The organism is Nocardia sp. NPDC050710, from assembly GCF_040654375.1.
Classification (GTDB): domain Bacteria; phylum Actinomycetota; class Actinomycetes; order Mycobacteriales; family Mycobacteriaceae; genus Nocardia.
On record NZ_JBFAHV010000006.1, the window covers coordinates 37101 to 50324 of the forward strand.

General features: G+C 68.6%; 14 protein-coding genes and 2 pseudogenes. 9 read left to right on the forward strand and 7 right to left on the reverse strand.

The features are described from left to right. Position 1 precedes the first annotated feature (1 nt). Together rph and rdgB are read left to right on the forward strand one after the other, a co-directional pair. The gene (gene rph, locus AB0H61_RS13765; protein WP_357303319.1) at positions 2 to 775 is read left to right on the forward strand and encodes a ribonuclease PH; all 774 of its coding nucleotides are present in this window, start codon (positions 2 to 4) and stop codon (positions 773 to 775) included. After that, the gene (rdgB, locus tag AB0H61_RS13770) at positions 775 to 1383 is read left to right on the forward strand and encodes an RdgB/HAM1 family non-canonical purine NTP pyrophosphatase (protein ID WP_357303322.1); all 609 of its coding nucleotides are present in this window, start codon (positions 775 to 777) and stop codon (positions 1381 to 1383) included. Before rph ends, rdgB begins: the two co-directional genes overlap by 1 nt. A gap of 51 nt (positions 1384 to 1434) precedes the next feature. Here rdgB and AB0H61_RS13775 read toward each other — a convergent pair whose 3' ends face one another. Next, positions 1435 to 1791 carry a DUF3817 domain-containing protein gene (locus AB0H61_RS13775; RefSeq protein WP_357303921.1) on the reverse strand — a complete coding sequence of 119 codons (357 nt, stop codon included), beginning with the start codon at positions 1789 to 1791 and terminating at the stop codon, positions 1435 to 1437. A 17-nt stretch (positions 1792 to 1808) separates the two neighbouring features. Further along, complete coding sequence (locus AB0H61_RS13780) at positions 1809 to 2279, reverse strand: transcriptional regulator (RefSeq protein ID WP_357303324.1); 471 nt, start codon at positions 2277 to 2279, stop codon at positions 1809 to 1811. 107 nt (positions 2280 to 2386) lie between these two features. Here AB0H61_RS13780 and AB0H61_RS13785 point away from each other — a divergent pair, with 107 nt between their 5' ends. After that, a complete protein-coding gene (locus AB0H61_RS13785) occupies positions 2387 to 3757 on the forward strand; it encodes a hypothetical protein (protein WP_357303326.1) in 1371 nt (456 codons plus the stop codon). An 8-nt stretch (positions 3758 to 3765) separates the two neighbouring features. Here AB0H61_RS13785 and AB0H61_RS13790 read toward each other — a convergent pair. After that, positions 3766 to 4008 (reverse strand): annotated as a pseudogene (locus AB0H61_RS13790) (helix-turn-helix domain-containing protein); the annotation flags it as partial. Between the two features lie 154 nt (positions 4009 to 4162). Between AB0H61_RS13790 and AB0H61_RS13795 the strand changes: the two are divergent. Continuing rightward, a pseudogene (locus AB0H61_RS13795) lies at positions 4163 to 4592 on the forward strand (zinc-binding dehydrogenase). Between the two features lie 56 nt (positions 4593 to 4648). On the opposite strand, the gene AB0H61_RS13800 reads toward AB0H61_RS13795, so the two are convergent. After that, positions 4649 to 5524: an oxidoreductase gene (locus tag AB0H61_RS13800; RefSeq protein WP_357303327.1), complete on the reverse strand. Its 876-nt coding sequence runs from the start codon at positions 5522 to 5524 to the stop codon at positions 4649 to 4651. Between the two features lie 118 nt (positions 5525 to 5642). Continuing rightward, positions 5643 to 7046: a lipase family protein gene (locus tag AB0H61_RS13805; RefSeq protein ID WP_357303329.1), complete on the reverse strand. Its 1404-nt coding sequence runs from the start codon at positions 7044 to 7046 to the stop codon at positions 5643 to 5645. 165 nt (positions 7047 to 7211) lie between these two features. Here AB0H61_RS13805 and AB0H61_RS13810 point away from each other — a divergent pair, with 165 nt between their 5' ends. After that, positions 7212 to 7841 (forward strand): TetR/AcrR family transcriptional regulator, encoded by a 630-nt coding sequence (locus tag AB0H61_RS13810; RefSeq protein WP_357303330.1) that lies wholly within the window; start codon positions 7212 to 7214, stop codon positions 7839 to 7841. Between the two features lie 19 nt (positions 7842 to 7860). Here AB0H61_RS13810 and AB0H61_RS13815 read toward each other — a convergent pair whose 3' ends face one another. Beyond that, on the reverse strand, positions 7861 to 8826 hold the full coding sequence (locus tag AB0H61_RS13815) for a sigma-70 family RNA polymerase sigma factor (protein WP_357303332.1): 966 nt from the start codon (positions 8824 to 8826) through the stop codon (positions 7861 to 7863). A gap of 195 nt (positions 8827 to 9021) precedes the next feature. Next, a complete protein-coding gene (locus AB0H61_RS13820) occupies positions 9022 to 9318 on the reverse strand; it encodes a hypothetical protein (RefSeq protein WP_357303333.1) in 297 nt (98 codons plus the stop codon). Positions 9319 to 9438: 120 nt separating this feature from the next. Between AB0H61_RS13820 and AB0H61_RS13825 the strand changes: the two genes are divergently transcribed. The 4 genes from AB0H61_RS13825 to AB0H61_RS13840 all read left to right on the forward strand — a co-directional run bounded on the left by AB0H61_RS13825 (position 9439) and on the right by AB0H61_RS13840 (position 12959). Beyond that, complete coding sequence (locus AB0H61_RS13825; RefSeq protein WP_357303335.1) at positions 9439 to 10089, forward strand: TetR family transcriptional regulator; 651 nt, start codon at positions 9439 to 9441, stop codon at positions 10087 to 10089. Between the two features lie 134 nt (positions 10090 to 10223). After that, entirely contained in the window at positions 10224 to 10874 is a 651-nt protein-coding gene (locus AB0H61_RS13830; protein WP_357303337.1) for a PadR family transcriptional regulator, read from the forward strand. Positions 10875 to 11115: 241 nt separating this feature from the next. Next, complete coding sequence (locus AB0H61_RS13835; protein WP_357303340.1) at positions 11116 to 12321, forward strand: FAD-dependent monooxygenase; 1206 nt, start codon at positions 11116 to 11118, stop codon at positions 12319 to 12321. Positions 12322 to 12512: 191 nt separating this feature from the next. Continuing rightward, entirely contained in the window at positions 12513 to 12959 is a 447-nt protein-coding gene (locus tag AB0H61_RS13840) for an AMP-binding protein (protein WP_357303342.1), read from the forward strand. The last annotated feature ends 265 nt before the right edge of the window (positions 12960 to 13224 follow it).

Genomic DNA, 13224 nt, shown 5'->3' on the forward strand with positions numbered 1-13224 from the left:
CGTGTCGAGACGAGCCGATGGCAGGGCGGACGATGAACTCCGCGAGGTACGGATCACCCGTGGATTCACCACGCATCCAGCCGGTTCGGTGCTGGTGGAGTTCGGTCAGACCCGGGTGATGTGCACCGCGAGCGTGACCGACGGCGTGCCGCCGTGGCGGCGCGACTCCGGACTCGGCTGGCTCACCGCCGAATATGCGATGCTGCCCGCCGCCACCCACACCCGCGCGGGCCGGGAATCGGTGAAGGGCAAGGTCGGTGGCCGCACCCAGGAGATCAGCAGGTTGATCGGCCGTTCGCTGCGCGCCTGCATCGACCTGGCAGCCATCGGTGAGAACACCATCGCCATCGACTGCGATGTACTGCAGGCCGACGGCGGTACCCGAACCGCGGCCATCACCGGCGCCTACGTCGCACTCTCCGATGCGGTCACCTACCTGGCCGCGGCGGGCAGTCTGGCCGATCCGCAGCCGATTTCGTGTGCCATCGCCGCGGTCAGCGTCGGCGTGGTCGACGGTCGGGTGCGCCTGGATCTGCCGTACGAAGAGGATTCGCGCGCCGAGGTCGATATGAATGTGGTCGCCACCGACACCGGCACCCTGGTGGAGGTGCAGGGCACCGGTGAGGGCGCCACCTTCCCTCGCTCCACCCTGGACAAGTTGCTCGACTCCGCGCTGGCCGGCTGCGAGCAGCTGTTCGCGGTGCAGCGGGAGGCGCTGGCGCTGCCGTATCCGGGTGTACTGCCCGAGCCCACCGAGTCATCGAAGAAGAAGTAATGTCGCGAGTCCTGGTCGCCAGCCGCAATGCCAAGAAGCTGAAGGAACTGCGCCGGATCCTCGACGAGGCGGGTATCGCGGGCATCGAGATCGTCGGGCTGGACGACGTTCCCGCCTACGACGAGGCCCCGGAGACCGGCGCCACGTTCGAGGAGAATGCCGTCGCCAAGGCTCGCGACGGTGCGGCCGCCACCGGATTGCCGTGTGTCGCCGATGATTCGGGGCTCGAGGTGGATGCGTTGAACGGTATGCCGGGCGTGCTGTCGGCCCGCTGGTCCGGTCGCCACGGCGATGATGCCGCCAATAACACGCTGCTGCTGGCCCAACTCGGTGATGTCCCCGACGAACGCCGCGGCGCCCGCTTCGTTTCCACCTGCGCCCTGGCCGTGCCGGGCGGCGACGAAACCGTGGTCCGCGGCGAATGGCCCGGTTCGATCAATCGGAAGCCGGTGGGTGAGGGCGGTTTCGGCTACGACCCGCTGTTCGTTCCGGATGGCGGGGATATCAGCGCCGCACAGCTGACGCCCGCCGAGAAGGACGCCGTTTCCCATCGCGGCCGGGCGCTGCGGAAACTGCTGCCCGCGCTCGCCGTGCTGGCCGGGAACTGACTCTCGGCCACGGCGCGACGCCGACCGGCCCGCCGGGGAGGCCGCTGGGAATCAGAGCCCGAAGTCGTCCTTGACCTTCTTGGCATTGACGTGTTCGACGAAGAAGGACAGCAGCGGGACGGTGCCCGCGATGAGGGTGCCGACGGTGCGGCCGATGGGCCAGCGGACCTTCACCGCGAGGTCGGCCGTGACGAGCAGGTAGACGAAGTAGACCCAGCCGTGGACCACGGCGATCCAGCTGGGGGTGTCCACGTCGAAGCCGTATTTGGCGATCATCTCGCCGGTCAGCAGGAGCAGCCAGAGGCCGGTGACCCAGGCCAGGACGCGGTAGCGCAGCAGAGCGCTCGCGATCTTGGCGGTCGATGCGCCGGTGGTCGGGGCCTGCGCCACGGGGGCGGCGGTCTCGATGGAGTTCTCGCTGGCGCTCAACCGGCGCTCCTTTCGGTGTCACGAGCGTTCAGGCCGGCCTGGCGGACCTGCTCGTCGATATCGTTGGCATGCAGTTCGGCCAGGTAGTTGTTGTATTCGGTCATTGCCGGGTCCGCATCGCGGACCGCCTTCGGCCGCTCCGGCAGGATTCCCGCCGGGATCTCACGTGGCGCAACCGGTTTCGGGGCGCGCCGGGGCTTGCGTGCGGGGGCCCGCGCGGAGTCGTCGGGTTCCTCGGCCTCGCGCTCCAGCCGGACGAACCGGAAGTACGCGAAGATCGCGAATCCGGCGAACAGCGGCCACTGCAAGGCGTAGCCCAGATTCTGGCCGGTGCCGCTCGCCGATTCGAACCTCTCCCACTGCCACCAACCCAGCGCGAGACACGCGAGTGCGGCCACGATCACCAGGGCGATGAGGGCCGGGCGATTGTGTGCCGAGCGGCGGGGTGAAGCGGACACGGGTACCACGGTACCCGTCTACTACAGGTCCCGTAGGAGCAGGTCGTGGCCCGGCCGCATTGCCGTGACAGGGCTCATGCGGCAGGGTGTGATCAGGGATGGAACGGGGGAGGTCGATGGTGATGCGGGGGCGGGTGGGTCCGGCCGATACCGCGGTGGCGGGCATGGTCGACGCACGGCCGGAGGGCGGCGGCCCGGTGACGCGGGAGCGGCGCGAGTCGGTAGTCGGCGGGGTGCTCCGTGTTATCGGACTGGTACTCACCGTCGCATGCCTGATCGGGCTGTGCCGGTTCCTGTGGCCGCAGCCCGATGCCGATGCGCAGCCGGCCGGGACCTGGCGGCAATTGGCATTCGTTCGCGGTGCGCTGGATCGGGGCGCCGATGTCGCGGCGCAGGACCAGTTCCCGGAGGGGTACTACTTCCTGAACGCGCTCTACGGACTGGCTTGGGTGCAGGCGGGCCGGACGGATCCGGGGCACCGGGTTGAGGCGTTGCGCGAGTCCCGCTGGGCGCTGGCCCGGCTGGAGTCGTCCCAGGGGCGCGCGGTGTTCAGCCCGCGGCTGCAACCGGCCTACGGGATCTTCTGGGCGGGCTGGACCAACTGGTTGCGCGGCGCCATCCTCACCCTGTCCGGCGCCGACGATCCCGAGGAAGTGCGGCGGTTCACCGAGGCGAGCACCGAGATCGCGGCTGCCTTCGACCGATCCGGCACGCCCTACCTCCAGGCCTATCCGGGTCAGGTATGGCCGGTCGACTCCACGGTCGCCATCGCCTCGCTACGCCTGCACGACAGCTTGTTCGCACCCGGGTACGGCAGAGTAGTCGCGCGCTGGCTGGAGGGCGTGCGCTCCCGGCTCGATCCCGCGACCGGATTGATGCCGCACCGGGTGTCCGCCGTGGACGGCGCTGTCGTCGAAGGGGCGCGGGCCACCTCGCAGACGATGATCCACCGCTTTCTCCCGGAGATCGATGCCGAATTCGCGGCCACCCAGTATGCGGGCTTCCGCTCCCGATTCCTCGACTACCCGCTGGGTTTCGGTCCGGCGATCCGCGAGTATCCGCGGGGCAACGACGGGGTCGGCGATGTCGACTCCGGGCCGCTGATCGCCGGGATCAGTCTGTCGGCGACGGTGGTCGCCTCGGGCGCCGCGCGAGTCAACGGTGATCACGACCTCGCCGCCGCGCTGGGCTCGGAGGGTGAGTTGCTGGGTGTGCCGCTGACCTTGCCGGGTACCAAGCGCTATGCCGGGGGCCTGGTGCCGATCGCCGACGCCTTCCTCGTATGGTCCGCCACCGCCAGGCTGTTCGCGGCCGCGCCGGTGACCGCCACCGCCGCCACAGTGCGCTGGTGGTGGCGGGCGCCGTGGTTGCTGCTGCTGGCCGCCGGTGCGCTCGCGCCGTGGACCGGTCGGCTCGCGCGAGGGTTGGGATGGACCCAACGGCGCTGGTGCGCGCGGCCGCGAAGGGCAGTGGGGTTCACGCCGTAGATCGAGCCTCAGCGGCGCGCCCCGGCGTGGAACGTATGGCGGTAGGCGGTGGGCGAGACCCCGATCGTCGTCGCGAGGTGCTGGCGTAGGGCAGCGGCGGTGCCGAAGCCCGCATCCGCGGCGACCTGATCCACCGGCAGGTCGGTGGTCTCCAACAGTCGTCGCGCATGGTCGACGCGCTGCCGGGTCAACCATTGGCCGGGCGGAAGTCCGACCTCGTCGCGGAACTTGCGGCAGAAGGTGCGCACACTCGAGGCCGCGGCACTGCCGCTGGCCGGGCTCACCGCGTGGCAGGCGCTGATCGATGTGGCCGACGTGCACGCGGGTCAGCGGGTGCTGATCCATGCCGCCGCGGGTGGTGTCGGACATCTCGCGGTGCAGATCGCCAAGACCCGCGGCGCGTACGTGATCGGCACCGCGAGCGCGGCCAAGCACGAATTCCTGCGCGAACTCGGCGTGGATGAGGTGATCGATTACCGGACGGTCGATTTCGCCGAGGTGCTCGACGACGTCGACGCGGTGATCGACACCATGGGTGGTGAATACGGCCCCCGCTCGCTGCGCACCCTGCGCCCGGGCGGCATCGTCGTCTCACTGGCTTCCCCGGCCGAGGCCCAAGTTGGCGGAGGTGGCGCGTCCGCAGGGGCTGCGGGCCGGATTCATGATCGTGGAGGCCGATCAGGAGGGGCTGCGGGAGGTCGCGGCGCTCGCCGAAGCCGGTCGGCTGCGCCCGCGCGTCGATACGGTGCTGCCACTGGACATGGCGGGGAAGGCGCACGAGATCGCCGCGAGCGGCCGGACGACGGGCAAGATCGTGCTGTCCGTGGTCGAGTGAATTCGCGTGCACCGCGATCCGGCCCGTCCACGGTGGACGGGCCGGATGTCACGGCGTCAGAACTTGTAGGTGACCCCGGTCATCCGCTCCGACTCGTCCCACAGTCGCCGCCACAATTCCTGGTTCCGTGAGAGCCTGCTCGACGGCGACGCCTGCACCGGTCCCTGGCTCTGCATCAGACGCGTGGGACCCCAATAGGTTTCGGGATCGGCCTTGGGCATGGTCGCGGCGAACAGGGTGGAGTGCGCGGCCTTCGCCGGTGCGTGTCCGATGAGCCGGATGAACGGCTTGCTGATCCGGTCCAGCGGGGTTTCGGTATGTGCGAAGAGATCGGTGGCCGAGACACCGGGGTGCACGGCGTACGAGCGTTTGCCGGAACCGGATTCGGCCAGCCTGCGCTGGAGTTCCCTGGCGAACATCAGATTCGACAGTTTCGCCTGCGCGTAGGCCAGATTGCGCTGGTAGCGGCGGTTCTCGTAGTTGAGGTCGTCGATCCACAGCTTCGGGGTCTGCTTGTGGGCGATGCTGGCCAGCGTCACCACCCGGTCGCTGATGCGGTCGAGCAGGAGCCCGGTCAGTGCGAAATGGCCGAGATGGTTGACGCCGAACTGGGTTTCGAAGCCGTCCTTGGTGCGGGAGAACGGGGTGTTCATCAGCCCTGCGTTGTTGATCAGCACATCGAATTCGTCGGTCTTGTCGGCGAACGCGCGCACCGAGGCCAGGTCCGACAGGTCGAGCGAGGCCGTTCGGACATCGCCGGGGATCGCGTCGGCGACCTGCTGTGCCTTGGTGGCGTTGCGGCAGGCCATGATCACGGTGGCGCCCTTGGCCGCCAGGACCTTGGTGGTTTCGGCGCCGAGGCCGCCGTTCGCACCGGTGATCACAAAGGTGCGCCCGGTCTGGTCCGGGATCTCAGTTGGTTTCCACGCCATGAGCCAACCTTACTCTGGAGTAAGTTCCGGGGGAAGTGCGGTCGGATGGAAATCGACTCAGACAATACGCCGCCGGGCCGCGATTCCGTGGAACCGCGGCCCGGCGATCGCGGAGCCGTCAGCGTCCGGCGCCGATCGGCTGCTGGAAGGCGGCCGCGATGGTGACACCGACGACCTCGCCCCAGGTCGTCCAGGTATTCGCGTCGAGCATCATCGACCCGACGTCGGTGGTCGAGCAACCCGCCGCCACCGGGACGCCCTCGAACCGGTCCCGCATCCACAGCAGCGCGTTCGGTGCGCCGATGGGATCGAGGGTGAGGTGCTCGCTGAGGTGATCGCGGATGTACTCGACGCGGGCATTCGGGTCCGCGCAATAGGTGTCCACCAGGGTATCGACCGGGCCGACCGGGATCAGCCAGTCCATATTCGCCTGGAACATATACATCGGCATGCTCGGAACCTGCTGTCCCATACGGGTTTTCGCCAGCGTGTCGATGACGGCGGGATCGCGGAACGGGTCAACGTTCAGCATGCCCAGGTTATTGCCGAACGGGAACAGCGCCGACTGGTAGGCCGCGCACAACTGGTCCTTGGCCGTCAGCATGAAGCGGCCGAGCGGATTCATGTTGCGGTCCAGGAACTCCCGCAATGCCGGGTATTCGCGGGATACGCCGAGCACGCCCGCCATGATCAGGCCCGAGGACAGATTCCCGTTGGCCAGCTTCAGCGCGGCCCCCAGGTCGGCCGGGATGCCGCCCTCCGCGGCGCCGACCACATTCAGTTCGGGCGCGTAGCTCCGCTGGAGTTCGGCGGCGTGGCCGGTGGCGATGGCGCCGCCGGAATAGCCCATCAGACCGACCCTGGTCTGTGTCCCTGACAATTGCATCGGCGCGAAGTTCTCCGCCGCGCGGATGCCGTCCAGCGTGATCCGGCCCGCGAGCGGGCCCGCGGCATACGCCGAATCGGGGCCCTGGTGGTCGGGCACCACCACGGCCCAGCCCTGTGCGAGCGCCGCCTGCACCTCGAGGAATTGGCCCGCGACCAGCAACGAGCCGGTGATGGTCGCCGGGATGGAGCCCAGCTGCAGCTGATACGAGGGCATGCAGTAGTTGCCGGTCGAATCCTCGGCGATCTGATACGAGAACAGCGGGCGGTCCGGGACGTAGCCGCGCGGCTTGATCACCGTGGCGACAGCGGGGATGGGTTCGCCGCGGGTGTTGGTCGAGCGATAGGACAGCTGCCAGGCGTCCACATTCACCGGGATGAGCGAGAGATTCGCCAGATTCACCTGGCGGGCGGCGATCAGCTGGCCGGGCTCCAGTTCGGTGAACTTCTCCGCGGCCGGGCGGTAGAAGCCGGGGTCGAATCCGGGTGGCATCGGCGGGATCGGGAAGGGCAGTGCCGGCTGGACCGGCGGGTCGCTGGGCGGCGGATCCGCGGCCGCGGATCCCGCGAGGACGAACGGTAGCCCGGCCGCCGCCACGGCCAGTGCGGCGAGCAGCTTCGATGCGTGCTTTCCCACGATGAACCTCATTGTTCCGCGGGTCACGTCATAGTGAGCCCGCATGGTTTCAGAATACTGCCGAGTATGCACCGCGAATGACCTCGATCACAACTTCCCGCCGATACCGCGAACGCGCTGGTTCCTGGCGGTCGCGGCCGGATCGGCTCCGATACCGTGTGTGGGGTGACAATCGTGGGCAGGCAGTACGGCGGACGTGCCGTCACGGAACGCAAGGCCGAACGCCGGCTCCGATTCCTGGAGGCGGCGACTCGGATTTTCGCCGAGCGCGGCTACACCGACTGCTCACTGGCCGACGTCTGCGCCGCCGCCGGACTCTCCAAGCGGCAGTTCTACGAGGAGTTCGAGACCAGGGAAGACGTCCTCGTCGCGGCCTACGACCGGATCCAGGACGAAGCCGCCGCCGCGGTGGTGGCCGCATTGCGCACTCTCGATCCGCGCCTCGACCCCGCCGCCGGGATGCACGCGATCCTCACCGCCTACGTCGGCTCGATCGGTTCCGATCCCTACCGGGCCAAAGTCGCGTTCATCGAGGTGGTCGGGGTGAGCGAGCGTATGGAACGGCATCGCCGCGCCCGCAGGCACGCGTGGGCCGCGGTGCTCGAAACGACCGTGGTGCCGATGGTGGTGCCGGGCGGGCGCATCCGCGGCGAACCGGGTCTGGCCGCGAGCGCGCTGATCGGCGCGATCAACGGTCTCACCCAGGAATGGTTGCTCGCCGATCCGCGGCCGCCGGTGGACGCGCTGGTGGAACTGCTGGTTCCGGTGGCGGTCGCGCTGGTCGAAAACCCGTGACCGGCACCGGAATATCGCGCTAGCCCAACATTCCGGCCAGTGCCCGCGTGTGTGCGGGACGCCGCAGCTTGGTCATGGCCTTCGCCTCCAACTGACGGATGCGTTCCCGGGATACGCCCATGGCCGTGCCGACCTGTTCCAGGGTGCGCGGCTCGCCGCGATCCAAGCCGAAGCGCAGCAGCACCACCTCCCGCTCCCGCTCGGTGAGGGTGGCCAGCACCGCGTCGAGCGTGCCACGCAGCATGCCCGCGGCCACCAGGTCGGCGGGGTCGGGTGCGCTGTCGGCGATGAGGCCACCGAGTTCGGTCTCGTCGTCGCCCACCGGGGTGTGCAATGAAATCGGTTCGCGCCCATGGCGGGTGATCTCCTGGACCTGGGCTACCGGCAGATCGAGTTCGGCCGCCACCTCCTCCGGGGTCGCCTCGCGGCCGAGCCCCTGTGACAGCGTGCGCTGGGTGCGGGTGATCCGGTTGAGGATTTCCACCACGTGTACCGGAATGCGGATGGTGCGAGCCTGATCGGCCAGCGCGCGCCCGATCGCCTGCCGGATCCACCAGGTCGCGTAGGTCGAAAGCTTCAGTCCGCGGCGGTATTCGAACTTCTCCACGGCACGGACCAGGCCGAAGGTGCCTTCCTGCACCAGATCCAGCAGGGAGATGCCGGTCGGCGTCGGGTACCGCTTGGCGATGGAGACCACCAGCCGCAGATTCGCCTCGATCATATGTTCCTTGGCGCGCAGGCCGTCGGCGACGGTGCGGGACAGTTCGCGGTGCTGCGCGGTGGTGAGTTCACTTCTCGCGGCGGCGCTTTCGTCGAGGCACTGCTGTGCGTGGGTACCGGCCTCGATGCGCTCGGCCAGCGCGACCTCCTGAGCGGCGGTGAGCAGTGGGGTACGTCCGATCCGGCGCAGATAGTCCTTGACCGGGTCGTCGCTGATCGCGCCGAGGGTCGCGCGGGCGGGGCGGGCGGTGCAGGGCTGGGTCACGAAGTAGTCCTTCCGACGAGTGGATCTCGGGTGGCGGCCGACCCGATCCGGGCGGCGGGGGGAATTCGCCTGCGGCTCGGATGGATCGTCGGCGGGGCGGCTCGGGTCCGCGCGCGGCGAGGGCGTTGCGGTGGTCCCGAGTGGCCGGTCCGGGAGTCGGGGTGCGGGCGGATTCGTCTGCGGCCCCGCTCGTGATCAGCGACCGGGGATCCGGAGCGGGCGGCGCGGCTGTGCGCGGTGGCTCTGCGCGCCGCGCACGCTCGCGCCGTGCTGGTTGCGGCGGGCGGACGCGCGCGGGAATTCTGTTGCCGTGCCGTGGGATCCGCTGTGTGATCGACCCGGTTCGGGGACCGCGGTGACCGCGACCGGCGGCGTCTCCCGCAGCTGTCGGATCGCCTGATCGAGGGTGGTGAATTCGGCCATGGGGGCTGCTCCCTTTCGGATGATCTGGGTGGTGCTGGTCGGGGCTGCGGTGTCCGGGCCGTATGTCATGCGCGGGGGTGCTCCTTCGGTGGTGCGTCCGTGCCGTTTCCGGCGACGAAGACAAAATTAGATCAAACATAAAAATATGTCAAGAATAAAATTATGACGAGTTCAGGTAAGGTCGTCCGCATGAGTGGACAGACCGGTCGCGATCAGGGACTCCGGGCCCGGAAAAAGCAGCAGACCAGGGACAACATCTCGCACCAAGCGACGCTGCTGTTCCTGCGACGCGGGTTCGACAAGGTGACGATCGCCGAGGTGGCCGCGGCCGCCGACGTCGCCAAGATGACGGTGACCAACTACTTCCCGCGCAAAGAGGACCTCGCGCTCGATCTGGGGGAGGTCTTCGTCGAGCAGCTCGCGCGCACCGTGCGCGAGCGGGAGCCGGGGGAGTCGGCGCTGGGCGCCCTGCGGCGCACATACCTGGCCGCCGCGGCCGAGCGGGATCCCGTCGTCGGATTCTCCGGGCCGGAATTCGCGAAGATGGTCGCCGACAGTCCGGCGCTGGTCGCCCGGCTGCGGGAGTTCCACGAGGAGCGCGAGGCGGCGCTGGCCCGGGTCCTCGCCGACGAAACCGGCGCGGCGCCCGCCGATATCGCGCCCCGGGTGGCGGCGGCCCAACTGGGCGGGGTGCATCGGATTCTCTTCGAGGAGACCATGCGGCGCACCCTGAACGGGCAGTCCAACGACGAGATCGCCGCGGCGCTCACCGGCTATATCGAGGTCGCCTTCGATGCCCTGGCGCCCGCGCTCGCGGACTACGCCGTCCGTTCCCGCTGAGCGCGGGTCGGTTCGCTGTCGTGTCGCTGGCCTGTGTGATCGGAACCTTGCCCGGCCGCCACGCCCGGATCGGGGCGCGACCCTTGCGCGGATATACTCGTGTACGTATATTCGTAGACGAGTAAGGAGGTGCGATGGCCACGAAGCGCAAGGTCAACAACCTGCTCGCGCTCGCGGTGCTCTCGGTGATCATCGAAGGGCCGATGCACCGCTACGAGATCGCGTCGAAGCTGCGGGAACGCGGCAAGGACCGCGATATGGACATCAAATGGGGCTCGCTCTACACCGTCGTGCAGAACATGGAGAAGGCCGGATTCCTGGAGATGGTCGGCAGCGAGCGCGACGGCGCCCGCCCGGAGCGGGTCATCTATCGGATCACCGAGGCGGGCCGCGACGAAATGGCGGACTGGACAAGGGAATTGATCGCCTCTCCGGAACCCGAACTCAACCGCTTCACCGCCGGACTCGGGGTGAGCGGCGTGCTGCCCCCGGATGAGGTGATCGCCCTGCTCGGCACCAGGATCGCCGCGCTGGAGCAGAACATCACGAGTATGCGCGCGGAGTTGGCGACGCTGCGGAAGCAGAAACTGCCCCGGCTGTTCGTGATCGAGACCGAATACGGGGTCGCGATGTCGGAAGCCGAGGCGGCCTGGGCGCGCTCCTGGCGCGACGAACTGGTCTCGGGCACCTTTCCCGACCTCGGGTTCTGGCGGCGGATGCATGCGGAGGGCATCGAGCCGTCCGAAATCGTCGACATGGTCGAAAGGGGGATGGCCCCGGAATAGCGGAATAGACCGTGCTCCGGATCCCGGCCTTCGCCGGGACAACGAGCCCACCCCGGCAGTGCGCCGGGGTGACGAGACACAGGCCCGGCGGGGTGCGGCAACACCGCCGCCGAGCCCGATTCAACCGTCTCGAACCGTGCCCGCATGCGCGCACCCGGCCACGAGGCTGGCAACCACAGGATAACCGGGTGGTGCGCGGGACGGTTCGGGTAACTCACCGAACCACTTTTGGAGATACCTCATGTCCACCACACGTACCGCACTCGTCATCGGCGGCGGCATCGCCGGACCCGTCACCGCCACGGCCCTGCTGAAGGCGGGCATCGATGCCCGCGTCTACGAGGCCTATCCCGCGCCGTCCCACGGTATCGGCAGCGGACTCGCGCTCGCGCCGAACGGCCTTGCCGCCCTTGACATCATCGATGCGGGTGACCCGGTGCGCGGTATCGCGCTGCCGGTCTCGAAGATGTGCCTGTCCGTCAACGGCAAGTCCATGTCGGTGCCCGGGCTGGCCGATATGCCGCCATTGCAGGTGGTCGATCGTGCCGAACTGTCTGTGACCCTGCACGATCACGCGGTGGCGGCGGGTGTCCCGTTCGAATACAACAAGCGGCTGGTCGATGTCGAGGAGAGCGCCTCGGGCATTACGGCGCTGTTCGCCGACGGCAGTACCGCCACCGCCGACGTGCTCATCGGCGCGGACGGTATCCGTTCGACGGTGCGCGGGCTGATCGATCCGCAGGCGCCGGGCCCGGACTACACCGGCATGCTCGGCTTCGGCGCGCTCACCGAATGCGATGCCGAGATCGAGCCCGACACAATGACCTTCGCGTTCGGCAAACGCGCCTACTACCTGTACTGGCGGCAGGCCGACGGCCGGATCGCGTGGGGCGCGAATCTGCCGCACAAGCAATATCTGTCGCTGACCGAGGCGCGGACCGTCCCGGCCGAGCACTGGCTGCGCATCATGCGCGAGACCTACGGCGAGGACGTGCCGGGCGGCGAACTGGTCCGCCGCACCACTGCCGAAGACCTGCAGATCGTCGGCGCACTGCACATCATGCCGCCGGTGCGGCAGTGGTCCCGCGGCCGGATGGTGCTGGTGGGCGATTCGGTGCACGCGCCGTCCAACAGCTCCGGGCAGGGGGCGTCGCTGGCTGTCGAGAGCGCGGTCCAGTTGGCGCGCTGCCTGCGGGACCTGCCCACCCCACAGTCGGCATTCGCCGCATATGAGGGCCTGCGCCGGTCGCGGGTGGAGGGCGTGGCCAAGCGGGCCGCGAAGATCAATCACAGCAAGACGCCCGGCCCGGTGGCCCGCAAGATGATGATGCTGATGATGCCGCTGCTGTCCCGAACGGTGATGAATCCGGAGAAGACCGTGGGCCACGAACAGCGGTACCGCATCGACTGGGACGCACCGGTGCAGTCCGAACCGGTCGCCGCGTGAGAGACGGCCGCCGGTCGCGCGGGCGGCGCGACCGGCGGCCTGATAAATGCGCTCCCAAGGTGGGGATTTCTTCACCCTCGGAGGGGTGGGAGGCAGCACTGGGGTTGCTGTCGAGCAGGGCGTCCGGCGAGGAGATTAGAGGCATACCGAAATCGCCACGATGACCCTGGAGGGATCAGGATATGTACGCGATGGCCGAATCACCCGCAACGTCCGCTCAGACCCGCGCCGCCGCGCTCGCATCGGTCGGGACCGTGGATCCGGCGGCCATCGCGGTGTCCACCGCGGATTGTGATCTCACCTACGGCGAGCTGGATCGTTGGTCCAACCGGCTGGCCCGGGTGCTGCTCGGACTCGGCGCGGGCCCCTGCTCCCAGGTCATCATGGCTGTCGAGCCCGCCATCGAGGCGGCCGTGACCCGCTGGGCCATCGCCAAGACCGGCGCCACTCCGGTGGCCGCCGGGGTCGCCGATTCCGCCATCGGCCTCGGGGTGACCACCAAGGCCGTTCGCGCCGACCTCGCCGATTCCGTCAGCTGGCTGGTGCTGGACGATCGCTCGACACTGGTGCGCTACATGACCGGTTCGGATGCCCCGATCACCGACGAAGATCGCTATCCGACATCTCAGGCGGCCTGACGCATCACCCGGGATCCGGGTCACCGGCTGCCATTAGCCCCGGAATACCGACCGGGAGTCCACCGACGAATTTGTCGCGAAATTCCGGACTCCCGGTCTTTTTCGCGGGCCGACCGCACCGGTACCGGTATCCCACCTCGGCAACCGAATTCCAAGATATCGAAGCACCGCCGAGAGATAGACTTCCGAGGGGAAGAAACACGTGCGCACGCTGGTCGAATTGCCCGCCGAAAGGCTCGTTCGCATCCGATCGAGCGGGTTTTTT